Origin of the sequence: Streptomyces sp. NPDC021562 (assembly GCF_040640875.1) — a bacterium.
Classification (GTDB): Bacteria; Actinomycetota; Actinomycetes; order Streptomycetales; family Streptomycetaceae; genus Streptomyces.
Genome location: NZ_JBFACN010000008.1, coordinates 143,553 through 167,876 on the forward strand (window position 1 = coordinate 143,553; position 24,324 = coordinate 167,876).

Consider the following 24,324-nt stretch of genomic DNA (forward strand, 5'->3'; position numbering starts at 1 on the left):
CAACCTTCCCTCGGAGGTCTCCGGGCGGAACAGAGCCGGCCGCGGTGGCCTTCCGAATGACCTGGCATGGGGGAGCCGAGTCGGGCAGTTCGGGAGGGCCGGCCGCGGCCGGGGTCTTGGGGTCGCCGGGGTTCAGACCGCCTCGGCGGTCTCCGGCAGGTCGGCGGCGAGCTGCTCGGTGAGGTCGACGACCGCCGCCAGGTCGCCGTAGTCGCGGACGGCCGAGTCGACCGTCTTTCGGATACGAGTGTTCACACGCTCCGAGCGCACCTTCTTGGCGATGCCCAGGGCCTCGGCGGCCAGCACCGTGCTCTGCTCGGGCTCGCCCCGCAGCAGGTGCACGGTGGCCATGCCGATCAGGTTCAGTGCGTACGACCGCTGGTGCTCGGCGTCCTTGGCGAACAGCTCCACCGCCCGCTGCATCAGGGGCTCGGCCAGGGAGGCGTAGGTGGGGCTGCGGCCCGCGACGTAGGCGAGGTCACGGAAGGAGTGCGAGTTCTCCCCGTAGAGCTCGGCCTCGGAGAAGAAGCGGATCCAGTCCGGGTCCGGGTCGTCCCACTCGTCGGCCTCGGCGAAGGTGTCCTCGGCCATCCGGACGGCCCGCTTGCACTTGCCGGGCTGGCCCATGTTGGCGTAGGCGCGGGCCTCCATCGCATACAGCATCGCCTGGGTGCGCGGGCTGGCGCAGTCCCGGCTGCCGTACTGGGCGAGGTGGATCAGCTCCAGGGCGTCGTCGGGCCGGCCGAGGTGGATCATCTGGCGGCTCATGCTGGAGAGCACGTACGAGCCGAGCGGCTTGTCGCCGGCCTCCTTGGCCGCGTGCAGGGCGAGCACGAAGTACTTCTGCGCGGTGGGCTGGAGCCCGACGTCGTACGACATCCAGCCGGCCAGCTCGGCGAGTTCGGCGGCGACCTGGAAGAGCTTGCGGGAGGTGGGCTCGGACTGGGGTTCCTGGAGCAGGTCGGTGACCTCGTGCAGCTGGCCGACGACCGCCTTGCGGCGCAGTCCGCCGCCGCACTGGGCGTCCCACTGCCGGAACATCACCGTGGTGGACTCCAGCAGCTCCAGCTCGGGTTGGGAGAGGCGGCCGGGGCGGCGGGACTCGACCGCCGGTGCTGCGGCCGTCTGCTGCGGGCCGCCCGGGGCGGGGACCAGCCAGCGCTGCATGGGCTCGATGAGGGACGGCCCCGCCGACAGGACCAGCGAGGTTCCGAGGAAGCCGCGCCGCGCCAGCATCAGGTCGCTGCGCGAGAACTCGCTGAGCAGGGCCACCGTCTGAGGGCCCGTCCAGGGCAGGTCGACGCCGGTCGCGGAGGGTGACTGGCGGGCGGCCCGCAGACCGAGGTCCTCGACCGGGACGACACAGCCGAACCGCTCGGAGAACAGCTCGGAGAGGATCCTGGGGATCGGCTCGCGCGGGTTCTCCCCGTCGAGCCAGCGACGCACCCTGGACGTGTCCGTCGAGATGTGGTTGGCCCCCAACTGACGTGCCCTGCGGTTCACTTGCCGCGCCAGCTCGCCCTTCGACCAGCCACTGCGCACGAACCACGAGTTGAGCAGCTCATTGGGGCGCTTGTCCGTGCTGGTCGCGGTCGCCCCGCTTCCGCCGTTGCCGCCCACTGGAACGCCCCCATCCCTGAGACCACTTGGTGCCGGATGCGCCAAGCCCTATCAGAATGCCGGTAAATACGGCCGTCCGTCGGCGGTTCTCACCCTTCGAACGGGATCCCGAGTTGCCTCCGGCATACCCAGGAGAGCATGTGCCCCCAGGCCTCGTGCACACAAAGTAATCCTACGATCACTGGTCCGGCCACGGCGATCCCGGAAACGCCACCATTCGCCACCCCTTCGAATGAACTCACGATGCCCCTGGCGCGATTCACTTGACATAGGACGGCCAGGAGTTGGCGGAACGGTGCATTCGGGGGCGCGTGCCCCTGGACGCACCACCCGGGGTGCTTCGGGGCGCTGCCTTGACCGTGCGGGCGAAGGGGGAGGCGGAACCGTAGCGTCACGTTCCGTTCTCATCCCGTTCCGTGTCGTAACCACCGGCGCGCCGGACCCGTTGGAGGGGGCATGGGCTTCACGATCGGCGGCATTCGCGAGATCCGCTCCGGCACACGCCGACGCGGCCGTGCATCGGACTGCACCGCCGTCGCCGAGTTCACCGGACTGTGGGGCTGGGACGTGGTGCCGGGCGCCCGGGCCGCCGGCGGCGCGTGCTCCTGCGGGCACGCGGACTGCCCCGCCCCGGGAGCGCATCCGCTGGACTTCGCGCCCGAGGTACCCGCGGGCGCCACGCTCGACGAGGTCACCAAGGCCTGGGGCGAGTTCCCCGGCGCGGCGGTGCTGCTGCCGGTCGGCCGCGCGTTCGACGTCGTCGAGGTCGCCGAGGCCGCCGGGCGCCGCGCCCTGGTCCGCCTGGAGCGCATGGGCCTGCCGCTCGGGCCGGTCACCGCCACCCCGGAGGGCCGCGCCCACTTCTTCGTCGCCCCCGGCGCCGCCGCCGAGCTTCCCGAGCTGCTCTACCGCATGGGCTGGGACGACCCGGCCTCCCTCGACCTGCGCGGCCTCGGCTCCGGCGCGTACATCACCGCGCCGCCGTCGGACCGGGGCGGCCTGGGCCCGGTGCGCTGGCTGCGGCCGCCGGCCCTGGACTCGGCGACGCGGCCGCCCGCCGCCCGGCTGCTGCTCGGGACACTGGCCTACGTGGCGCACCGGTCGCGGGCCTAGGGCGTACAGAGACCGAAGCGCCCGCCCCCGACTGCACCTCGGGAACGGGCGCTTCTCACGCCTGGGGGTGAATCTACCCCCCTGCTACTCGCCGATAAGGGCGTCAACGAACGCCTCCGGCTCGAACGGGGCCAGGTCGTCCGCGCCCTCGCCGAGGCCGATGAGCTTGACCGGGACCCCCAGTTCGCGCTGGACCGCGATCACGATGCCGCCCTTGGCGGTGCCGTCCAGCTTGGTGAGCACGATGCCGCTGATGTCCACCACCTCGGCGAACACCCGGGCCTGGACCAGGCCGTTCTGCCCGGTGGTGGCGTCGAGGACGAGCAGCACCTCGTCCAGCGGGGCGTGCTTCTCGACGACCCGCTTGACCTTGCCCAGCTCGTCCATCAGGCCGGTCTTGGTGTGCAGCCGTCCGGCGGTGTCGATGAGCACCACGTCGACGCCCATCTCCTTGCCCTCCTTCACCGCGTCGAAGGCGACGGAGGCGGGGTCGCCGGCCTCGGGGCCGCGCACGGTGTGGGCGCCGACCCGCTCGCCCCAGGTCTGGAGCTGGTCGGCGGCGGCGGCCCGGAAGGTGTCGGCGGCACCGAGGACCACGGTACGGCCGTCGGCGACGAGCACGCGGGCGAGCTTGCCGGTGGTGGTGGTCTTGCCGGTGCCGTTGACGCCGACGACCATCACGATGCCGGGCTTGCGGTCGGCGGGCTCGGTCTTGACCGTGCGGTCGAGGTCGGTGCCGACCAGCTTGAGCAGCTCCTCGCGGAGCAGGCCGCGCAGCTCGTCGGGGGTGCGGGTGCCGAGCACCTTGACGCGCTCGCGCAGCCGCTCGACCAGTTCCGTGGTGGGCTGCACACCGACGTCGGCGGTGAGCAGGGTGTCCTCGATCTCCTCCCAGGTCTCGTCGTCGAGGTGCTCGCGCGACAGCAGCGTGAGCAGCCCCTTGCCGAGGGCGTTCTGGGAGCGGGAGAGCCGGGCGCGGAGGCGGACCAGGCGGCCGGCGGTGGGCTCGGGGATCTCGATCTCGGGAGCCGGGGGCTCCTCGACGACGACGGGAGCCGGGCCGCCGGGAAGATCGACCTCCTCTATCGTCCGGCGCGGTTCGTCGCGCGGCGTCTCGGCCTCGTCGCCGACGTGCGGCTCGGCCGGGGGCGCGGTGATGTCGGGGGCGGCGGGGGGCGGCGGGGGCAGCGACTTCTTGCGCCGGCTGCCGACGACGAGCCCGCCGAGCGCACCGAGCACGACCACGGCGATGACTACAGCAAGGATGACGGTTTCCATAACGCGTCCAGTATCCATCCCTCCCCCGTGGCGGACTTTGTTCCCCCGCGAGGAAGTCCTGGACGATTCCCCGAAGCAGGATGCACCTTTTGGGGGTATTCGTCGGACTAACGTACGATGGCTGACCATGAGCACCACCGCCCACCACGATGGCGCCCTCGAACATCTCGAAGAGTCACTGGAGCACCACGGCCTCGAAACCCGCGGCCTCGAACCGGTCCCCGACTCCGAGCGCACCGCGACCCCCCGCGGACTGCTGCCCACCTGGATCGCCGCCAACATCAGCGTGCTGCTGCTGACCATGGGCGCGGGTCTCGCGGTGTCGTTCGGGCTGAACTTCTGGCAGGCCCTGGTGGTCGGCACCGCCGCCCCGGTCGTCTCGTACGGCCTGGTCGGGGTGATCGGTGTCGCGGGCAGACGTGGCGGCGCACCGGGCATGGCGCTGTCCCGGGCGGTCTTCGGCCAGCGGGGCAACCTGCTGCCCGGCGCGCTGATCTGGGTGGCGCGCTGGGGCTGGGAGACGATCAACGCGGTGACCGGCGCCTATGCGCTGCTGACCGTCCTGGACATCCTCTTCGGGGTCAGGAGCGACACCGCCCTGGTCGTCGCCACCCTGCTTCTCTTCGTCCTGACCACGTTCGCGATCTCGGGCATGGGCATCAAGGCGGTGCGGCGCTGCAACCGCTGGGCGACCTGGCTGTTCGGCGTCTTCTCCCTGCTGGTCCTCGGCCATCTGGTCGTGCGGACGGACTGGGCCGGGGTGCTCGGGCGGGGCGCGGGGCCGACCGCGGCGATGGTCACCGGGGTCGGGCTGATCGCGGCGGGCGGGATGAGCTGGGCGCCGGCCGCCCCGGACTTCACCCGGTACCTGCCGGGTACGGCGTCCTCGGCGGCGATCGTACGCAACACGGTCGGCGGCGCCGGGATCGTCGTCCTCCCGATGGTCCTGATGGGGGCCGTGATGGCGTCGTCCACGCCGGACCTCGCCAAGGCGACCGACCCGGTCTCCTTCCTGGGCGCGGCCCTGCCGCTCTGGCTCGCGGTGCCCTACCTCCTCATCGCCCTGGTGGGGATGCTGCTGATCAACGCCATGTCGATGTACTCGGCGGGTTTCACCGCGCAGACCCTCGGCTTCCGCCTGCCCCGGCACTGGGCGGTCTCCGTGAACGCGGTGATCTCGCTGGTCCTCGGCGGCGTCCTGATGCTGGCGGCGACCTCCTTCATGGGCTCGTTCGTCGCCTTCCTGTCGCTGCTGGCCGTCGCCTTCTCGGCGTGGGTCGGCGTGTTCGGCATGGACATGCTGCGCCGCCGGGAGTACGACGCGACCGCGCTGCTCGACACCACGCCGAGCAGCGCCTACTGGTACCGGGCGGGCTTCTCCCCCGCCGCCGTCACGGCCTGGGCGCTGGGCCTGGCGACCGGCCTCCTGTTCACCTCCTCCGCGTGGTTCACCGGCCCGCTCGCGTCGGACAACCCCGTCGGGCGGTACGGCCTCGGGTGGGTCGCGACGATCCTCGTCTCGGGCCTGCTGTACGCGCTGCTGCCGAAGCCGGCGGTGGTGCCGGCTTCGGCCGGGCAGTCCGCGCCTCTGGCTGTCTGACGTAGCGTCAGCTACTGTCCCCGCACCACCAGCCCGGCCAAGGTGAAGGGGAACTCCCATGCCCGTCTCGGTCGTTCGCTTCAACCTCGTCGACCCCGGGGCCGACGCCGCGTCCCTGGGCGCCCGTTACCGGACGGCCGTGGAGATGGCCGCGTACGCCGACGAACACGGCGTCACCACGGTGCAGACCGAGGAACACCACGGGGTCGACGACAACTGGCTGCCGTCACCGTTCACGTTCGCGGGCGCGGTGTTCGGGGCCACGCGCTCCATCGCGGTGACCGTGTCGGCGGTGATCGGCCCGCTGCACGACCCGCTGCGGCTGGCGGAGGACATCGCGGTGCTCGACCTGCTCAGCGGCGGGCGGCTGGTGACGGTGGCCGGCATCGGCTACCGGCCCGAGGAGTACGCCCTGTTCGACGTGGACTGGAAGCGCCGGGGGCGGATCCAGGACGAGGTGCTGGAGACGGTGCTGCGGGCCTGGACCGGCGAGGAGTTCGAGTACCGGGGCCGTACGGTACGGGTCACCCCGCGCCCCTTCACCGACCCGCACCCCCTGCTGCTGGTCGGCGGCTCCTCCAAGGCCGCCGCCCGCCGCGCGGCCCGGCTCGGCCTGCCCTTCTTCCCGAGCGCGCACCTGCCGGAGCTGGAGGCGTACTACAAGGAGAAGCTCACCGAGTACGGCGCCGAGGGCTGGACGATGATGCCGACGGCCGAGACACCGCTCCTGCACATCGCCGAGGACCCGGACCGGGCGTGGGCGCGGTACGGGGAGCACTTCCTGCACGAGGCCCGCACCTACGCGTCCTGGCAGTCCGGGGACATCCGCTCGGCGGTGCGCTCGGCGGCGACGACGGTGGCGGAACTCCGTGCGGAGGGCGTCTACCGCATCCTCACTCCGGAGCAGTGCGTGGCGGCGGGCCTGGACAACCTGGTGCTGCATCCGCTGGCGGGCGGCATGCCCTTGGAAGAGGGCTGGCGAAGCCTGCGGCTGTTCACCGAGACAGTGCTTCCGGCCCTGTCCGCGTAGGGGGCACGGCCGCGCCGGGAGCGGCGGGCACCGCACGGAAAACGGCCGTCGCCCCCGCCCGGGCAGTGACCGGGCGGGGGCGACGGGGGATACGAGGATAGGGGCAGCGGGGACTTGGCCCTTCTCCCCGAGTCGGGGGGCGGTCAGCCCATCTCCTCCAGGGACTTGCCCTTCGTCTCCTTGACGAACTTGAGGACGAACGGGATGGAGAGGGCCGCGAAGACCGTGTAGATCACGTAGGTCGCGGAGAGGTTCCAGTCGGCCAGCGACGGGAAGCTCGCGGTGATGGCCCAGTTGGCGATCCACTGCGCGGAGGCGGCCACGCCCAGCGCGGCGGCGCGGATCCGGTTCGGGAACATCTCACCGAGGAAGACCCAGACCACCACACCCCAGGACAGGGCGAAGAAGAGGACGAAGACGTGCGCGGCGATCAGGGCGATCCAGCCCTGCGTGGCCGGGAGCTTGCCGTCGACCAGGTGGTGGGAGAACGCCCAGGCCTCCAGGCCGAGGCCGATCACCATGCCGACGGAGCCGATGAGCGCCAGCGGCTTGCGGCCGATGCGGTCCACGAAGATCATCGCGATCACGGTGCCGATGATGTTGATGATCGACGTCGTGAAGGAGTAGAAGAACGAGTCCGTCGGGTCGACGCCCACCGACTGCCACAGGGTGGAGGAGTAGTAGAACGCGACGTTGATGCCGACGAACTGCTGGAAGACCGAGAGGCCGATGCCGATCCAGACGATCGGCTTGAAGAAGAACGAGCCGCCGAGCAGGTCCTTGAACGTGGACTTGTGCTCGCTCTTCATCGCGTGCTCGATCTCGGCGACACGGGCGTCCAGGTCCGCGTTCTTGCCCTCGACCTCCTCGAGGATCGCGCGGGCGCGCTCCCGCTTGCCGACGGAGAGCAGGAAGCGCGGGGACTCGGGGATCGCGAAGGAGAGCAGGCCGTAGAGCACGGCCGGGATCACCATGACGCCGAGCATGACCTGCCAGGCCTCGAGACCCATCAGCTTGCCGCGCTGGTCGCCGCCGGCGGCGTTGAGCAGACCCCAGTTGACCAGCTGCGAGATGGCGATGCCGACGACGATCGCGGCCTGCTGGAAGGAGCCGAGCCGGCCGCGGTAGGCGGGCGGGGCGACCTCGGCGATGTAGGCGGGGCCGATGACGGAGGCCATGCCGATGGCGAAACCGCCGACGATCCGCCAGAAGGCGAGGTCCCACAGGGCGAACGGCAGCGCCGAACCGACGGCGCTGATCGTGAACAGCACGGCCGCGATCTGCATGCACCGGATGCGGCCGATGCGGTCGGCTATCCGGCCGGCGGTCGCGGCACCGATCGCACAACCGATCAGGGCGATGGCGATCACCTGGGCGAGGGCCGCGGACCCGATGTCGTAACGGCTCCGGATCGCCTCGACGGCGCCGTTGATGACGGAACTGTCGTAGCCGAAGAGGAACCCGCCCATCGCGGCCGCCGCCGCGATGAAGATGACATGCCCGAGATGATCGGGGTGAGCCGTACCGGCTCCTGACTGGGGTGCCTGCGCAGTGCTGGTCACAAGAAACTCCTCGGGCCACCGGCAACGCTGCCGGGGTGGGGGCGAGCCCTCTCAGGTCAAGTGGCGCACAGGTCCACGCCGCTCACACCTGAAGGTAAAAGTAACGTTGCAGAGACTATGCCTTCAAGTATCGAAGTCAATAGGGCGGTCGGTGTGACGTTGTCGGAGGCAGATTCAGGGAATACGTTCAGTTCTTGAAGGGAAAGTGAAGGGGCCCCGGCCGACGCAGGTCAGCGCAGCCGCTGGCTGATGACCTTCGACACACCGTCGCCCTGCATGGAGACGCCGTACAGCGCGTCGGCCACCTCCATGGTGCGCTTCTGGTGCGTGATCACGATCAGCTGGGAGGACTCCTGGAGCTCCTGCATGATGCGGATCAGCCGCTGGAGGTTGGTGTCGTCCAGGGCCGCCTCGACCTCGTCCATGACGTAGAACGGGCTGGGGCGCGCCTTGAAGATCGACACCAGCATCCCCACGGCGGTCAGCGAGCGCTCACCGCCCGACAGCAGGGACAGCCGCTTGACCTTCTTGCCCGGCGGGCGGGCCTCGACGTCCACGCCCGTGGTGAGCATGTTGTCGGGGTCGGTCAGCACGAGCCGTCCCTCGCCGCCCGGGAAGAGACGGCTGAAGACGCCCTCGAACTCCCTGGCCGTGTCCCGGAACGCCTCCGTGAAGACCTGCTCGACCCGCTCGTCGACCTCCTTCACGACCTGCAGCAGGTCGGCGCGGGTCTTCTTCAGGTCCTCCAGCTGCTCGCTGAGGAACTTGTGCCGTTCCTCGAGCGCGGCGAACTCCTCCAGCGCGAGCGGGTTCACCTTGCCGAGCTGCTGGTAGGCGCGTTCGGCCGCCTTGAGCCGGCGCTCCTGTTCCGCCCGGTGGAAGGGCTTCGGCTGGTTGCGCGGGTGCTCGGGGTCCTCCGGCAGCACCTCGCCCTCGGCGGGGGGCGAGGGCGGCACGAGCTGGTGCGGACCGTACTCCGCGACGAGCCCCGCCGGTTCCACACCGAGTTCCTCCAGCGCCCTGGTCTCCAGCTGCTCGATACGCAGCCGCTTCTCTGCTCCTAGTACCTCGCCCCGGTGAACTGAATCCGTGAGTTTGTCGAGTTCCGCCTTGAGATCGCGGCCGGTGCCGCGCGCGGCGGCCAGGTCCTGCTCCCGCTGCGCCTTCGCGGCCTCGGCGGCGGCCCGCTCGCGCTCCGCGCGGGCGACCGAGACCTCGACGTGCGCGAGCAGCTGGCGGGCGCCGGTGGCGACGGCCTCCGCGACCGCGGCCTCGTGGCGCAGCCGGGCCCGGCGCTGTTCGGCACGCGCGCGGGCCTCGCGTTCCGCGCGGGCCGCACGGTCGAGGGAGTCGGCGCGTCCCGCCAGGCCCTTGACCCGTTCCTCGTGGGTACGGACCTGGAGACGGGCCTCCATCTCGGTCTGCCGGGCGTTGGCGCCGTCGGCGGCGAGCCGGTCCCGCGCCGAGGTGTCCGGCTCTTCCGCCACCGGCGTCTCCTCGGCGACGGCCAGCCGCTCGGCCAGTACCTCGGCCTCTTCGAGGGCCTTGTCGAGGGCCTCCTGGGCGCGGGCGGCGGCGGCCGTGGACCGCTCGGCCTCGCCTGCCGCGCCGCGTGCCTGTCCGGCGAGCCTTCCGAGCTGCTGGGCGACGGCCGACTTCTCGCGGTCGGCGGCGCGGCGCCGCTCGGCCAGGTCCTCGACGAGCGCGGCGCACTCCCTGCGGCGGTCGTGCGCGGCCTGCTGTGCCTCGGAGAGCGCGGCGCAGCGGACGGCGAGCTCTTCCAGTTCGGCCGCGGCCTCGTCGACGGAGGCCTGTACTTCGAGGAGGCTGGGGGCGCCCGCGGAGCCGCCGTGCGCGAAGTGGGTGCCGAGGAGGTCGCCCTCGGCGGTGACGGCGGTGAGATCGGGGCGGCGGTGGACGAGGTCCTCGGCGTCTTCGAGGGTGTCGACGACGACGATGTTCCTGAGCAGCCGCCGTACGGCGGGCATGAGGTCGGCGGGGCCGCGGACGAGGGTGGCGGCCAAGGCGCCGGTTGGGGGTTCAGGGAGAGGTCGTACGTCGGGTGCGGGTGCCTGGGGGCTGGTCGCGCAGTTCCCCGCGCCCCTTTGGGGCACGGAATCTCCCGCCAGCAGCAGGGCCGCCCGTCCCCCGTCCTGCTTGCGCAGCAGGCGGATCGCGTCGGCCGCCGCGGCCGGGGTCGTCACGGCGACGGCGTCCGCGGCGGCGCCGAAGGCCGCCGCCAGGGCGACCTCGTGGCCCGGGGTCACCGTGAGCAGCTCCGCCGCCGGGCCCAGGAGGCCCGTGAGCCGGTCCCGTGCGTCCAGCAGTATGCCGGTGCCGTCCTTGCGCCGCAGGCCCAGTGCCAGTGCCTCGTGGCGGGCCTGGGTCGCGGCGCGCCACCGTTCCGCCGCGGTGGCCGCCTCGCGGGCCGCCGTCAGGGCCGCCTCGGCCTCGGCGAGCCGGTGTTTCGCGGTCTCGTGCCGCTCTGCCAGTTCGTGGTCGCCGGCGTCGAGGCCGTCGACCTCGGCCTTGAGTGCCTCGTACTCCTCCTGTGCGGTGACCGCCCGGTCCTGGGCCTCGTCGCGGGCGGCGGCCAGGCGGTCGATCTCGGCCTGGGCCGCCGCGGCGCGGGACCGGGCCGCACCCGCCTGGCCGTTCAGCCGGGCCAGGTTCTCCCGGCGGTCGGCGATGGCGCGGGCGACGTCCTTGAGCCGCCGTTCCTCGACGGCCAGCTCGCGCTCCAGCTCGGCCCGGTGCGCGACCGTGTCGTCCAGGGCGTGCTGGGCCGCTTCCAGAGCGGCCTCCAGTTCGGCCTCCTGTTCCCGGACGCGGTGGGCCTCGCGCTCCAGGTCCTCGGGGTCGCGGCCGCGCCGTTCCTCGGGGGGTGCGGAGGTGGCGCTCTTCACCCGCGCGTCGGCCAGCGAGATCGTGCCGCGGACGCGTTCGGCGAGCTGGGAGAGTTCGTACCAGGTCTGCTGGGCCCGCTGGAGGCGCGGGCTGAGCCGGCGCACCTCGTCCTCCAGGAGTGCCTCGCGCTGGAGGGCCTTCCTCAGCTCCTGCTCGGCCGTCTCCTTGCGTTCCTTGAGGGCGGCCTCGTCGGCGATCTCGGCCTGGAGGGCGTTGCGGAGCCGGACGAGGTCGTCGGCGAGCAGGCGGAGCCGGGCGTCCCGGAGGTCGGCCTGGATGACGGCGGCCCGTCGGGCCACCGCCGCCTGCCGGCCCAACGGCTTGAGCTGGCGGCGGAGCTCGTCGGTCAGGTCCTGGACGCGGGCGAGGTTGGCGCCCATCGCGTCCAACTTCCGCAGCGCCTTCTCCTTGCGCTTGCGGTGCTTGAGGACGCCGGCCGCCTCCTCGATGAAGGCCCGGCGGCCCATCGGGTCGGCGTGCAGGACGGAGTCGAGCTGGCCCTGGCCGACGATGACGTGCATCTCGCGGCCGATGCCGGAGTCCGAGAGGAGTTCCTGGATGTCGAGGAGACGGCAGGTGTCGCCGTTGATCTGGTATTCGCTGCCGCCGTTGCGGAACATGATCCGCGTGATGGTGACCTCGGCGTACTCGATGGGCAGGGCACCGTCGGAGTTGTCGATGGTCAGGGACACCTCGGCGCGGCCCAGCGGCGGGCGCCCGGTGGTGCCGGCGAAGATGACGTCCTCCATCTTGCCGCCGCGCAGGGACTTGGCGCTGTGCTCGCCCATCACCCAGGTGAGCGCGTCGACGACGTTGGACTTGCCCGAGCCGTTCGGACCGACGACGCACGTGATCCCCGGCTCGAACCGGAGCGTGGTCGCAGAGGCGAACGACTTGAACCCGCGCAGGGTCAGGGCCTTGAGGTGCACGCCGCTGGACTCTACCCGCCGCCGCTACCCCACTCCACGAAGCCTCGCAACCCCGCGGTTTCACGCATGAACATGCAGGGCACACCAGACGTTAAAGACGGTGAAAGGATGCGCGGGGCTGGAAGACTGGGGCGGCAAGAAAGAAGGGACGCCGGGGGCGTCCCTTGCAAATCTTGACAATGAGAGCGGTTGAAAGGGCTGCCCGATCGCCGTGTGTGCTGTTGTGGAGCGATACAGCGATCAGGTGAGCGCAGGCTCCGCCTGGTTTGCGTCGATGCTCTCCATGATCCTGTCGTGAGAAGCGGCAGCCGTCAGCGCGTCGTTCTCGGCCTGGATCCGGCCGAGTTCGGATTCGAGGTCCTGGACACGCTGCTGGAGCCGTCGCATCTCGGCGAGGAGTCGCGGGTCGGAGCCGCCGACGTAACCGAGAAGCGCCTTTGCCATGATGGATGGTCCTCCACACTGAGTGACCGACCGAAGCGGTGTGGGTCGTGAGGGATCGCACCCGCGGTGCTTGACACATACGAGTGTTACTCGACTGTTGCGCCATGCCAAACAGCTAAGGTGCGCGGGGCTTTCAGCGTCTCACCAAAAAGTTTGACGGTCAACACGATCACGCCCTGTATTGGGGGGCGAACCCGGGGGCACGCGGCCCTGACGGGCGGCGCTGCGACTCCTGCGGGGCCCTCAGGGCGTGGCGATCAGTTGTCTGAGCGGAGCCTCCCACGGCGCGCGGTTCTTGGCAACCACCAGGTCATTCCTGCCCGGGGCACCTGCCGGTGACCGTGCGCCCCGCTGCCGGCTGCGGCGCTTCGGTGCGAGCGGTCAGCGGATGGCGAAGCCGTCGTAGCCGCCGCGGGGTGTGTCCCAGATCTCGGTGACACCGTCGACCCTCCCGGGCGTGTCATCGCCCCGGAGCCAGCCGAGCAGACCTTCGCACCCCGCCCGGGGACCCTCGGCGACCACCTGCACGCGGCCGTCGCCCAAATTGAGAGCAAAACCACTCAGCCCGCCGATCTCCAGCGCCTTGGCGCGCGTGAACCAGCGGAATCCCACGCCCTGCACGCGTCCACGGACCCAGGCGACCAGTCGTACATCCTCGCTCATGGGTGCAACCTAACCGGCCGATGTCGCTCGGGACACTTCCTCCCTCAGCGCCATGGGGTACCGTCCCCCTCCAATGAATCTCATATGAAACTCACTCGATCGAGTGAGTCTGGTTGACCAGAAGGAGTCTTTGGCCACATCGGCCCCTGGTCGACCCCGACCGCGAGGACGAGGGAAGAAGGCAAGGACATGGGACGCCACCGACGCTCCGCCGCCGGCCGCGCCGCCACGGGCCGCGCCACGGGGATCACGGAGAACAACGGCCCGTACCCGGACGGCCGCGACCCGCAGGACTCGTACGCGGGGCTGCGCTTCGGCACCGGCACCGCGGCCTACCTGCACCAGGACGACTACGCCCAGGCGAACCAGCGCAGCGCGAACTACCTGTACGCGACGGACGACGACTACGCCCGCGTCACGGACACCGCCGTCTTCTCCGTGGAGGAGTTCGCACCGGCCGGGGGCTCCCCCTCGGGCAGCGGGCACCGGCGCAGGAAGCGGGGCGGGCGGCCGGTGGCCACCGGTCTGCTCGGGGTCTCGGCCGCCGTCGCCATCGGCACCGTCGCGGTCGCCACCGGTGTGGTGCCCGGCCTGGAGAACTACAAGCTCGGCGGCACCAGCAGCACCACGGGCGGCGACCGGGTGCAGGCGGACGGCGCGCCCAGCAACACGGCCACCGAGCAGGGCGGCACCTCCGGCAGCGCGGAGAGCCGCGGCACCGGCTCCTCGACCGGCCGGGGCACCCAGCGCTCCACCACGCCGACCACGTCCTCGCCCGCGTCCTCGTCGGCCTCGGCGTCGGCGTCGCCGTCCCCCTCGAAGTCCGCCGCCGCGTCGCCCACCCCGACGAGGACGGCGACCGGCACACCGACGCCCAGCGCCACGCCGTCCACGAGGAAGCCGGCGGCCACCCCGTCCAGGACGGCGAGCAAGACGCCGGTGAGGACCGCCGCGCCGATCACCGTCTCCGAGGCGGCCGCCGCCGAGGCCGAGGTGCTGAAGCTGGTGAACGAGGAGCGGACCAAGGTCGGCTGCAGCCCCCTGTCCGCGAACTCGTCGCTGACCGGCCTGGCCGAGTCCTTCAGCGCGGACATGGCCGCCCGGAACTTCTTCGACCACACCGACCCGGACGGCAAGACGCCGTGGGACCGGGCGGCGGCGGCCGGCATATCCAACCTCGGCGGCGAGAACATAGCCCGCGGCCAGGCCACCGCCCAGGACGTCATGGACGCCTGGATGAACAGCGAGGGCCACCGGGCCAACATCCTGAACTGCGACTTCAAGACCCTCGGGGTCGGCGTGCACTTCGGTGCGGGCGGCCCGTGGTGGACGCAGGACTTCGGGTACTGACCGGCAGGGTGCGCTAACCCCTGGTTAGCGCACCCTGCCGGTTAGCGCTGTGCTCCCGTACCCTTGGTCCATGACCATCACCCAGGACCGCGCCGAGGAGACGCCCGCTCCGTACGACGTCTTCGCTCGGGCCTGCCCCTCGCGCACCACCCTCGAACACGCCATGGGCCGCTGGGGTGCGCTCACGCTCAGCGCGCTGCACGAGGGATCGTTCCGGTTCAACGAACTGCGCCGCCGGGTCGACGGCGTCAGCGAGAAGATGCTCTCCCAGACGCTCCAGGCCCTGGAGCGCGACGGCCTGGTGCACCGCGAGGCCCAGCCGACCAACCCGCCGCGCGTCGACTACGAACTCACCCCGCTCGGCCGCGAGGTCGCCGAACGCCTGCTCTCCGTCGTGCACTTCGTGGAGAGCCGGATGGACGAGGTGCTGGCCGCCCGCGAGCGCTACGACGAGACGCGCGGCGCCCGCTGACACGTCGGGCAGAAGTAGCTGGACCGGTTCATCCAGGGCCGCCTGCGCATCGGCGTGCCGCACCGCCGGCAGGGCAGCCCCTCCCTGCCGTAGGCGTCCAGCGAACGGTCGAAGTACCCCGACTCACCGTTCACGTTGACGTAGAGGCTGTCGAAGCTGGTGCCGCCGACCGCGAGGGCCGCGTTCATCACGTCCCGGACGTGGCCGAGGAGTTCGGCGGTGCGGGGGCGGGTGAAGCCGGCGGTCGGGCGTTCGTAGTGCAGACGGGCGCGCCAAAGCGCCTCGTCCGCGTAGATGTTGCCGACTCCGCTGATCAACGACTGGTCCAGCAGGGCCCGTTTGATGGTGGACCGCTTCCGGCGCAGCGCCTGGTGGAAGGCCTCGTCGTCGAACAGCGGGTCGAGGGGGTCGCGGGCGATGTGCGCGATGACGTCGGGCAGCCCGTCGAGGGTGTTGTCGTGCAACGACAGGCCGCCGAAGGTGCGTTGGTCGACGAAGCGGAGTTCGGTACCGAGGCCGTCGGCGAATCTGACGCGGATCCTGAGGTGTTTCTCGTCCGGTGCCTCGTGCTGCTGCACCAGCAGCTGACCGCTCATGCCGAGGTGCGCGAGGACCGACTGGTTCGTGTCCTCCAGGGGCAGCCACAGGTACTTGCCGCGCCGGCTCGGGGTGCCGACGCGGTGCCCCTTCAGCCGGTGCGTGAAGTCGTCGGCACCAGCGAGGTGCCGTCGTACGGCACGCGGGTGCAGGACCTCGGCCTCGGCTACGACCCGGTGGGCGACCCACCGTTCCAGGCCGCGCCGTACGACCTCGACCTCGGGCAGTTCGGGCATCGGGGCTCCCGTTGCAGGACCGTGGAAGACTCCGAGCGCCCGCCCCCTCTGGTGCCGGGGCGGGCGCTCGGACTGTGCTGTTCGTCAGGCGGAGGCGGCGGACGACGGACCGTCGTCCTCCTCGGCCTCGGCCCTGGCGGCCTGCTCGGCCGCCGCGGCCTTGGCGCGCTCGTCCGCCGCGGCGCGGATCGCGCGCCAGGCGGACTCGGCGGCCTGCTGCTCCGCCTCCTTCTTGCTGCGGCCGGTGCCGGTGCCGTACGAGACGCCTCCGACGCGGGCGGCAGCAGTGAAGGTCTTCTCGTGGTCGGGGCCGGTCTCCGTGACCAGGTACTCGGGCACGCCGAGGCCCTCCGTCGCGGTGAGCTCCTGGAGACTGGTCTTCCAGTCCAGGCCGGCTCCGAGGTTCGAGGACTTCTCGATCAGCGGGTCGAAGAGCCGGTGCACCAGCTCGGACGCCGAGTCGAGGCCCTGGTCGAGATAGACCGCGCCGATCACCGCTTCCAGGGTGTCGGCGAGGATGGACGCCTTGTCCCGGCCGCCCGTGCCCTCTTCACCGCGGCCGAGCCGGATGAAGGAGCCCAGGTCGAGACCGCGGCCCACCTCCGCGAGCGCACGCGAGTTCACCACCGCGGCCCGGAGCTTGGCCAGCTGGCCCTCGGGCAGGTCGGGGTGGGTGTTGTACAGCGTGTCCGTGACGACGAGACCGAGGACGGAGTCACCGAGGAACTCCAGCCGCTCGTTCGTCGGCAGGCCGCCGTTCTCGTACGCGTAGGAACGGTGGGTCAGTGCACGCACCAGAAGGGCGGACTCGAGCTTGTAGCCGAGCCGCCCTTCCAGAAGCGTGTGGGACGAGGCCGTGCTGTCCGCTTTCTTCTTGGCGGACGGGTCCGCCTTGGGCTCTTCGCCCTTCTTGGGACTGGACACAGTGCCTCTCACCTGGCCGCTCAGACTTCGAGGACCTGGCGCTTGTTGTAGGTGCCGCACGACGGGCACGCGATGTGCTGCTGCTTGGGCTCGTGGCAGCGCTCGCACGCAACCAGGGTGGGGACCGCAGCCTTCCACTGCGACCGGCGGTGGCGCGTGTTGCTGCGCGACATCTTCCGCTTCGGAACAGCCACGGCTACTTCTCCTGCTTCTCGTCGACGCCCGCTTCCGCGTCAGCGCCGCTCATCTCGTCCTTCTCGCCGTCCTTCATGGAACCGGCGAGTCCCTGCAAAGCCGCCCAACGGATGTCGACGGCGTCATGGTGGTGGTCCGGGTCGTCCGTGAGCCGGGCTCCGCACTCGGAGCACAGGCCCAGGCAGTCGTCCTGGCACACCGGCTGCATCGGCAGTGCGAGCACCACCGCATCACGCAGCACGGGTTCGAGGTCGAACAGGCCGTCCTCGATGAAGAACCTGTCCTCGTCGTCCTCGGCGTCGTCGCCCGGTTCCGCGATCACACGGCCCCGGTCGTCGGCGTCAGGGTACGAGAACAGTTCCTGGAAGTCCGCTTCGAGCTCCTGCTCGACCGGCTCCAGACACCTTACGCACTCCCCCTCGGCCTGTGCACGGGCGGTGCCTGTGACGAGCACACCTTCCATGACCGACTCGAGCCGGAGTTCGAGTTCCACCGGGGCGCCCTGCGGCACTCCGATGACCCCCTTGATCCCGAAGTCCTCGGGAGCGTCGACCGTGCGGGTCAGGCGCTGCAGCGCACCGGGACGCCGACCCAGCTCGTGTGTGTCGAACACGAACGGGTTGCGGTGGTCGAGGCGCGCGTGAGGAGCCATTCCTGCTTTCGATCTTCGAGTTCCGGGGAGGCCGTCCGGAGAAGACTCCGGGCAGCGTTGATCGCGGACGTAGACGCGACCGAAGAGCCAGGATACTGGACCTTTCGCTGTCGGCCCAATCCGGCCGTCTCCTACAGGCCCCGCCCCTGCTCGTAGGCCCGCAGCTGGTCCGGCGTGATCATGCCGGTGTCGAAGAGGCTGGTCTCGTCGAGGGCGTACGCCTGGTGCGCCTGGTGCTGGTCGGCCGGCTGCTGCTGCTGCTGCTGCTGCTGCTGGGGATCGTAGACGGGCTGCTGGCCGGTGTCGTAGCCCTGGTAGGCGGCGGCGTAGGGGTCGGCCTGCTGGTAGCCGTAGGGGTCCTGCTGGTAGCCGTACGCGTCCTGCTGGGCGTAGGCGGGCTGCTGCTGCGGGTAGCCGTACGGGTCCTGCGCCACCGGCTGCTGGTCGTACGACGGCTGCTGCGGGGCGGCGCCGGACTGCTCGGCCTGGGCCGCCTTCGCCGTCTGCGCGTCCTGGTCGGCGAGGGCCGCCAGGTCGGCGAGGTAGTCCGCGTCGCTGGAGTGCTGGAAGGTCGTGTTGTCGTCGGCCAGGGCGCCCAGGGCGTCGGTGGCGATCCGGCCGTGCAGCTTGGCGCGGCCCTTGCCGACCGCCTCCAGCGTCTTGGCGAGGACCGCCTCGAAGGCGCCCAGCTTGCTGTCGACGTAGGCGTCGGCGTCCCGGCGCAGGGTCTCGGGGTCGTGACTGCGCTCGGGGGCGTCCTCGTCCTCGTAGCCCTGCTCGTCGAGGCCGGGTCCGGTGCCGAGCAGCTTCTCCCGGCCGCGGCCGACCGAGCCGAGGGTCTTGGTCAGGACGACCTCGAAGTTGGCGAGCTTGGAGTCGACGTAGTCGTCGGCCTCGGCGCGGACCTCCTCGGCCTCCTGGCGGGCCTCGGCGAGGATCCGGTCGGCCTCGGCCTGGGAGCGGCGGGCCACCTCGGTGTCGGCGATCAGCGAACCGCGCTCGGCGTGCGCGGTCTCGATGATCCGCTCGGCCTCGATCCGGGCCTGCTCGACCATCTGGTCACGGTCGCCGATCAGCTCCTGGGCCTGCGCGAGGGAGCCGGGCAGCGCCTGGCGCAGCTCTTCCAGCATCGCGAGCAGTTCGGCGCGGTTGACCACGCACGACGCCGACATGGGCATGGACCGGGCACCCGAGACCGAGGCCACGATCTCGTCGAGCTTCTTCTGCACGTCCACCTGTGCTCGCCACTCTCTACAGCTGGGTTGGAGACGGACGGGACGACTGTAGCCCCATCAGTCCCTGTCGAGACGCTTGTTGAGGGCTTCGAGAACGGCCGGCGGGACCAGGTGCGAGACGTCGCCGCCCCACTGGGCGACCTCCTTGACCAGCGAGGAGGACAGGAAGCTGTAGGTGGGGTTGGTGGGCACGAAGAGGGTCTCGACGCCCGACAGGCCGTTGTTCATCTGGGCCATCTGGAGTTCGTAGTCGAAGTCGCTGACCGCGCGCAGGCCCTTGACGATGGCGGGGATCTCGCGCTGCTTGCAGAAGTCGACGAGGAGGCCGTGGAAGGCCTCGACCCGGACGTTCCCGTAGTCGGCGGTGACCGTGCGGATCAGGTCGATCCGCTCGTCGACCCCGAACAGGCCCTTCTTGGACTTGTTGATCATCACCGCGACGTAGACCTCGTCGTAGAGGCGGGACGCACGGGCAATGATGTCGAGGTGTCCGTTGGTGATCGGGTCGAACGACCCGGGACAGACGGCGCGGCGCACTAGTGATCCCTCGCTCTCCGGTCCGGTCATCGTGCGTCTTCGCACGTAGAGGCGGCGCGACCGTACCAAAACGTTCCCTCGCCGTAGCGACGGGACCTCAGGGCCTCGAAGCCGTCCGGCCAGCCGAATGTGCCGCCTCTGGTGCTGCGCTCCACGGTGACGAGGGCGTCGGGCGCGAGCCAGCCCTCCGAGTGGAGTGTGAGGAGAATCTCCCGAAGATCGTCGTCGGTGACGGCGTACGGGGGGTCGAGGAAGACGATGTCGTACGGCTGCGCGGGAGCCGGGTGCTGGATGATCTGCTCCGCTTTGCCCGCCCTGACCTCGGCGCCGGGCAGGCCCAGATTCTTTACGTTTTCTCGTACCACCCGGGCGGCTCTCGCGTCGGCCTCCACGAGGAGGGCGTGGCCGGCGCCCCGGGAGAGCGCCTCCAGTCCTACGGCGCCCGAACCCGCGTAGAGGTCGAGGACGCGTTCCCCGTCCAGGGGACCGCCGAGCAGGGACTGCCAGGTGGAGAAGAGGCCCTCGCGTGCGCGGTCGGAGGTGGGGCGGGTGCCGGTGCCGGGCGGCACGGAGAGGCGCCGTCCGCCTGCCTGGCCGGCGATCACGCGGGTCATGGGGGGTCCTTCTTCGAGGGCGGCTTTACGGATCAGTCTGGCAGGCCCATGGGGGTGGGTGCCTGGTGTGCGACAGCGGCTGCGGGTGCGTGGGGGCTGGTCGCGCAGTTCCCCGCGCCCCTTTCAGGGGCGTTGTCCATCAGCCCTTTTCCAGGTACTGCTCTCTCTCCTCGTCCAAGAGGGCGTCCAAGGCCGTTCGTAGACCGGGCAGGCCGGTCAGCTCCGGGTCTCGGGCCACCAGGGCCGTCGCCTCCTCCCGTGCCTGCGCGATGATCTCCTCGTCCTCGATGACCGCCAGGACGCGGAGGCTGGAGCGGGCGCCCGACTGGGCCTGGCCCAGGACGTCGCCCTCCCTGCGCTGTTCCAGGTCGATCCGCGACAGCTCGAAGCCGTCCAGGGTGGCGGCGACCGCCGTGAGGCGCTGGCGGGCCGGGCTCGCCTCGGGCATCTCCGTGACCAGGAGGCAGAGGCCGGGGGCGGAGCCGCGGCCGACGCGGCCGCGCAGCTGGTGGAGCTGGGAGACGCCGAAGCGGTCGGCGTCCATGATCACCATGGCGGTGGCGTTGGGGACGTTCACGCCGACCTCGATGACCGTGGTGGCGACCAGGACGTCGGTCTCGCCCGCCGCGAAGCGGCGCATCACGGCGTCCTTGTCGTCGGGGTGCATGCGGCCGTGCAGGACCTCCACCCTCAGGCCGTGCAGCGGGCCCTTGGCCAGCTGGTCGGCCACCTCCAGGACGGCCAGCGGCGGGCGTTTCTCCGCCTCGTCCTCGGCGGACTTCTTCGCCTTCCCGGGGGCGGCCTCGTCGATGTCGTCGCCGATGCGGGGGCAGACGACGTACGCCTGGTGGCCGTTGCCGACCTCCTCCCTGACCCGTTCCCAGGCGCGGGCCAGGAAGTGGGGCTTGTCGGCGGCGGGGACCACGTGGGAGGCGATCGGGGAGCGGCCGGCCGGGAGTTGGTCGAGGACCGAGGTCTCCAGGTCGCCGAAGACCGTCATCGCGACCGTGCGGGGAATGGGGGTCGCGGTCATGACGAGCAGGTGGGGCGGCTGCTTGCCCTTGCCGCGCAGGGCGTCGCGCTGCTCGACGCCGAAGCGGTGCTGTTCGTCGACCACGACCAGGCCGAGGTCGTGGAACTGGACCTTGTCCTCGATCAGCGCGTGCGTGCCGATCACGATGCCCGCCTCGCCCGTGACGAGGTCCAGCATCGCCTGCCGGCGGGCCGCCGTGCCCATCGAGCCGGTGAGGAGGACGACCTTGGTGGCGTGGTCCGCGCCGCCCAGCATGCCGCCCTCGGCCAGCTCGCCCATCATCTCGGTGACCGAGCGGTGGTGCTGCTGGGCCAGGACCTCGGTGGGCGCGAGCATGGCGGCCTGGCCGCCCGCGTCGACGACCGCGAGCATCGCGCGGAGCGCCACCAGGGTCTTGCCCGAGCCCACCTCGCCCTGCAGCAGCCGGTGCATCGGGTGCTCCGTGGCCAGGTCGTCGAAGATCTCCCGGGAGACCTTCCGCTGGCCGTCCGTGAGCGTGAAGGGGAGGCGGTCGTCGAAGGCCGTGAGGAGGCCGTCGGGGGACGGCCTGCGGGCCACCGCCGGGAGCTGGGCGTCGGTGTGGCGGCGGCGGGCCAGGGCCACCTGGAGGACGAAGGCCTCGTCCCATTTGAGGCGGTCGCGGGCCTGGGCGACGTCCGCCTTGGTGCCCGGACGGTGGATCTTGAGCAGGGCCTCGGGAAGGGGGACCAGACCGCGGCCCTCGCGAAGGGACGGCGGCAGCGGGTCCAGGGCCTCCTGGGCGCTGGGCAGGACCGTCTGGACCGCCTTGCCGATCTTCCAGGACTCCAGTTTGGCGGTGGCGGGGTAGAGCGGGATCAGGGCGCCCGCCCAGGTCTCCACGGACTCGTCCGGGTCGTCGCCGCGCAGCAGCTCGTAGGCCGGGTGGGCCAGTTGGAGCCGACGGTTGAAGACCGAGACCTTGCCGGCGAACATCGCGCGGGTGCCCGGCAGGAGTTCCTTGTGGGGTTTGTGCACGCCGTTGCCGAAGAAGACCAGTTGGAGCCGGCCGCTGCCGTCGGTGATCGTGACCTCCAGGCGCTGGCCCTTGCCGCGGGGCGCCTTGGCGGAGGCGAACGAGTGCAGCCGGGCGTCGGCGACCATGGCGACCACCGTCACGTGCTCGTCCATGGGCAGGTCGGCGAGGTGGGTGAGCTGGCCGCGCTCCTCGTATCTGCGGGGGTAGTGGTGCAGCAGGTCGCCGACGGTGTGCAGGCCGAGGTGCTCGGCCATCACCTTCGCGGTGGCGGGGCCGAGCACTGACTTCAGCGGTTGTTTCAGGGGTTCTTCCAGTGCGGGCACGAGATCCATTGCACACCACGCCACTGACAACGCCGGATACGGTTCGGGAAACTCCTGGTCAGCCGGTCGTTTCGAGACATAGGATGGCGCGCTCCGGCCATCCTTCCGCGGTCACCGCCCCATCAGGGACCGCCCGACCCCGCGCCGACCGCGTCTTCCCCCCTCCGGCGCAGCGACGATGGATTCCCAGACCTCACAGTCATCCCAGGCATCACAGTCACCTCATACGTTCCAGGTCGACCTGCGTGGTCTGGTGGACCTGCTCTCCCATCACCTGTACTCCAGCCCCAAGGTCTACCTGCGCGAGCTGCTGCAGAACGCGGTGGACGCGATCACCGCCAGACGGGCCGAGCAGCCCGACGCCCCGGCACGGGTGCGGCTGTACGCCGACGGCAGTGCCCTTCGGGTGGAGGACAGCGGCGTCGGGCTCACCGAGTCGGACGTGCACAGCCTGCTGGCGACCATCGGGCGCAGCTCCAAGCGGAGCGACGGGCTGCAGGAGGCCCGCTCCGACTTCCTGGGCCAGTTCGGCATCGGCCTGCTCGCCTGTTTCGTGGTCGCCGAGCGGATCCGGGTGGTCAGCCGCAGTGCCCGTACACCGGACGCGCCGCCCGTGGAGTGGACGGCGCGCGAGGACGGGTCGTACACCGTGCGGACGCTGCCGCCCGAGGCACGGCCGGAGCCCGGCACCACCGTGCACCTGGTGGCGCGGGCGGGCGCGGCGGAGTGGCTGGCCGAGCGGCGGGTGCTCCAGCTGGCGCGGGACTTCGGCTCGCTGCTGCCCTACGACGTCCGGGTGGGCGAGGAGGCGGTCACCGACCTGCCCGCGCCCTGGGACCGGCCGTACCCCTCCCCCGCGACCCGCCGGGTGGCGCTGGCCCGGCACTGCCACGAGCTGTTCGGGTTCACTCCGCTGGACTCGATCGCGCTGGACGTGCCGCTGGCCGGGATCCGGGGCGTGGCCTACGTGCTGCCGTCGGCGGTGAGCCCCGCCCAGCGGGCCACGCACCGGGTGCACCTGAAGGGCATGCTGCTCACCGAGCGGGCCGAACAGCTGCTGCCGGACTGGGCGTTCTTCGTGCGCTGCGTCCTGGACACGGACAGTCTGCGGCCCACCGCCTCGCGCGAGTCGCTGTACGAGGACGAGACGCTGGCCGCCGTGCGGGAGGCGCTCGGCGAGCGGATCCGGTCCTGGCTGACCGGTCTCGCGGCCGGCGATCCGGGGCGGCTGTCCGCCTTCCTGTCCGTCCACCACCTGGGTGTGAAGTCGCTGGCCCGGCACGACCCGGAGATGCTGCGCACGATGCTGCCGTGGCTGCCCTTCGAGACCACCGACGGGCAGCTGTCCCTGGAGGAGTTCGCGCAGCGGCACCCGGTGGTGCACTTCACGCGGACGGTCGAGGAGTACCGGCAGGTCGCGCCGATCGCCTCCGCGCAGGGCGTGGGGGTGGTCAACGGCGGTTACACGTACGACAGCGAGCTGGTGGAGGCGCTTCCCTCGGTGCGTCCCGGGACCGTGGTCGCCGAGCTGGACGCGGACACCGTGACGGCGCACCTGGACGCGGTGGAACCGGCGGAGGAACTGGCGCTCGCCGGGTTCCTGGCGGTGGCGCGGGCCAAGCTCGACCCGATGCAGTGCGACATCGTGCTGCGCGCCTTCCACCCGCTGTCGGTGCCCGCCCTGCACCTCGACGACCGCGCCGCCCGCCACGAGCAGGCCCGCGCCGACGCCGAGGAGCAGGCCGACGACCTGTGGGCGGGCATCCTGGGTTCGCTGCGCGGCAGCGCGCCCCGCGCCCGTCTGGTGCTGAACCACCTCAACCCGCTGATCCGGCGGATCAGTTCGCTGAAGGACCCGGAGCTGATCGGCACCGCGACCGAGTCGCTCTACGGCCAGGCGCTGCTGATGGCCCAGCGTCCGCTGCGGCCGGCCGACTCGGCGTTGATCAACCGCTCGTTCATCGGCCTCCTGGAATGGGCCACTCACGGGGAGGGCGACCGCTGATGGGCGAC

The 24,324-nt window shown here is 71.3% G+C and carries 20 protein-coding genes; 6 read left to right on the forward strand and 14 right to left on the reverse strand.

Going from position 1 to position 24,324, the window contains the following annotated elements; all coding sequences use genetic code 11:
* Positions 1-132: 132 nt before the first annotated feature.
* On the reverse strand, positions 133-1,620 hold the full coding sequence (locus AB0G52_RS14730; RefSeq protein ID WP_132889810.1) for a hypothetical protein: 1,488 nt from the start codon (positions 1,618-1,620) through the stop codon (positions 133-135).
* A gap of 456 nt (positions 1,621-2,076) precedes the next feature.
* Between AB0G52_RS14730 and AB0G52_RS14735 the strand changes: the two genes are divergently transcribed.
* A complete protein-coding gene (locus AB0G52_RS14735) occupies positions 2,077-2,733 on the forward strand; it encodes a bifunctional DNA primase/polymerase (protein WP_361336665.1) in 657 nt (218 codons plus the stop codon).
* A gap of 84 nt (positions 2,734-2,817) precedes the next feature.
* Here the strand turns inward: AB0G52_RS14735 and ftsY are convergent, their stop codons facing one another.
* Positions 2,818-4,011 (reverse strand): signal recognition particle-docking protein FtsY, encoded by a 1,194-nt coding sequence (gene ftsY / locus AB0G52_RS14740; protein ID WP_132889808.1) that lies wholly within the window; start codon positions 4,009-4,011, stop codon positions 2,818-2,820.
* Positions 4,012-4,138: 127 nt separating this feature from the next.
* Between ftsY and AB0G52_RS14745 the strand changes: the two genes are divergently transcribed.
* Positions 4,139-5,611: a cytosine permease gene (locus tag AB0G52_RS14745; RefSeq protein ID WP_132889807.1), complete on the forward strand. Its 1,473-nt coding sequence runs from the start codon at positions 4,139-4,141 to the stop codon at positions 5,609-5,611.
* Between the two features lie 58 nt (positions 5,612-5,669).
* Complete coding sequence (locus tag AB0G52_RS14750; protein WP_361336668.1) at positions 5,670-6,641, forward strand: LLM class flavin-dependent oxidoreductase; 972 nt, start codon at positions 5,670-5,672, stop codon at positions 6,639-6,641.
* A 143-nt stretch (positions 6,642-6,784) separates the two neighbouring features.
* Here AB0G52_RS14750 and AB0G52_RS14755 read toward each other — a convergent pair whose 3' ends face one another.
* The 4 genes from AB0G52_RS14755 to AB0G52_RS14770 form a co-directional block, all read right to left on the reverse strand.
* The gene (locus AB0G52_RS14755) at positions 6,785-8,203 is read right to left on the reverse strand and encodes a sugar porter family MFS transporter (RefSeq protein WP_361336670.1); all 1,419 of its coding nucleotides are present in this window, start codon (positions 8,201-8,203) and stop codon (positions 6,785-6,787) included.
* 230 nt (positions 8,204-8,433) lie between these two features.
* Positions 8,434-12,039: a chromosome segregation protein SMC gene (gene smc, locus AB0G52_RS14760; protein WP_361336672.1), complete on the reverse strand. Its 3,606-nt coding sequence runs from the start codon at positions 12,037-12,039 to the stop codon at positions 8,434-8,436.
* Positions 12,040-12,279: 240 nt separating this feature from the next.
* The gene (locus tag AB0G52_RS14765; RefSeq protein ID WP_046733987.1) at positions 12,280-12,483 is read right to left on the reverse strand and encodes a hypothetical protein; all 204 of its coding nucleotides are present in this window, start codon (positions 12,481-12,483) and stop codon (positions 12,280-12,282) included.
* Between the two features lie 381 nt (positions 12,484-12,864).
* Positions 12,865-13,146, reverse strand: coding sequence for an acylphosphatase (locus AB0G52_RS14770; RefSeq protein WP_132889802.1), 282 nt, complete (start codon positions 13,144-13,146; stop codon positions 12,865-12,867).
* Positions 13,147-13,335: 189 nt separating this feature from the next.
* Between AB0G52_RS14770 and AB0G52_RS14775 the strand changes: the two genes are divergently transcribed.
* Together AB0G52_RS14775 and AB0G52_RS14780 are read left to right on the forward strand one after the other, a co-directional pair.
* The gene (locus AB0G52_RS14775; protein WP_361336674.1) at positions 13,336-14,496 is read left to right on the forward strand and encodes a CAP domain-containing protein; all 1,161 of its coding nucleotides are present in this window, start codon (positions 13,336-13,338) and stop codon (positions 14,494-14,496) included.
* A 70-nt stretch (positions 14,497-14,566) separates the two neighbouring features.
* Positions 14,567-14,968, forward strand: a complete 402-nt coding sequence (locus AB0G52_RS14780; RefSeq protein ID WP_361336676.1) for a helix-turn-helix domain-containing protein — start codon at positions 14,567-14,569, stop codon at positions 14,966-14,968.
* Here the strand turns inward: AB0G52_RS14780 and mutM are convergent.
* From mutM to recG, 8 genes are all read right to left on the reverse strand, one after another.
* Entirely contained in the window at positions 14,941-15,801 is an 861-nt protein-coding gene (mutM, locus tag AB0G52_RS14785; RefSeq protein ID WP_132889799.1) for a bifunctional DNA-formamidopyrimidine glycosylase/DNA-(apurinic or apyrimidinic site) lyase, read from the reverse strand. The two genes, AB0G52_RS14780 and mutM, sit on opposite strands and share 28 nt — an antisense overlap.
* 84 nt (positions 15,802-15,885) lie before the next feature.
* Positions 15,886-16,737, reverse strand: coding sequence for a ribonuclease III (gene rnc, locus AB0G52_RS14790; protein ID WP_165939402.1), 852 nt, complete (start codon positions 16,735-16,737; stop codon positions 15,886-15,888).
* An 8-nt stretch (positions 16,738-16,745) separates the two neighbouring features.
* Positions 16,746-16,919: a 50S ribosomal protein L32 gene (gene rpmF / locus AB0G52_RS14795; RefSeq protein WP_003951102.1), complete on the reverse strand. Its 174-nt coding sequence runs from the start codon at positions 16,917-16,919 to the stop codon at positions 16,746-16,748.
* A gap of 2 nt (positions 16,920-16,921) precedes the next feature.
* Positions 16,922-17,572 (reverse strand): YceD family protein, encoded by a 651-nt coding sequence (locus AB0G52_RS14800; protein ID WP_132889797.1) that lies wholly within the window; start codon positions 17,570-17,572, stop codon positions 16,922-16,924.
* 131 nt (positions 17,573-17,703) lie between these two features.
* A complete protein-coding gene (locus tag AB0G52_RS14805; protein ID WP_132889796.1) occupies positions 17,704-18,807 on the reverse strand; it encodes a cell division initiation protein in 1,104 nt (367 codons plus the stop codon).
* A gap of 57 nt (positions 18,808-18,864) precedes the next feature.
* Entirely contained in the window at positions 18,865-19,344 is a 480-nt protein-coding gene (gene coaD, locus AB0G52_RS14810) for a pantetheine-phosphate adenylyltransferase (RefSeq protein ID WP_358975320.1), read from the reverse strand.
* A gap of 26 nt (positions 19,345-19,370) precedes the next feature.
* Positions 19,371-19,958 carry a 16S rRNA (guanine(966)-N(2))-methyltransferase RsmD gene (gene rsmD / locus AB0G52_RS14815; protein ID WP_132889794.1) on the reverse strand — a complete coding sequence of 196 codons (588 nt, stop codon included), beginning with the start codon at positions 19,956-19,958 and terminating at the stop codon, positions 19,371-19,373.
* A 139-nt stretch (positions 19,959-20,097) separates the two neighbouring features.
* A complete protein-coding gene (gene recG / locus AB0G52_RS14820) occupies positions 20,098-22,320 on the reverse strand; it encodes an ATP-dependent DNA helicase RecG (RefSeq protein ID WP_361336679.1) in 2,223 nt (740 codons plus the stop codon).
* Positions 22,321-22,489: 169 nt separating this feature from the next.
* Here recG and AB0G52_RS14825 point away from each other — a divergent pair, with 169 nt between their 5' ends.
* Positions 22,490-24,316, forward strand: a complete 1,827-nt coding sequence (locus tag AB0G52_RS14825) for an HSP90 family protein (RefSeq protein WP_132889792.1) — start codon at positions 22,490-22,492, stop codon at positions 24,314-24,316.
* Positions 24,317-24,324: the final 8 nt, after the last annotated feature.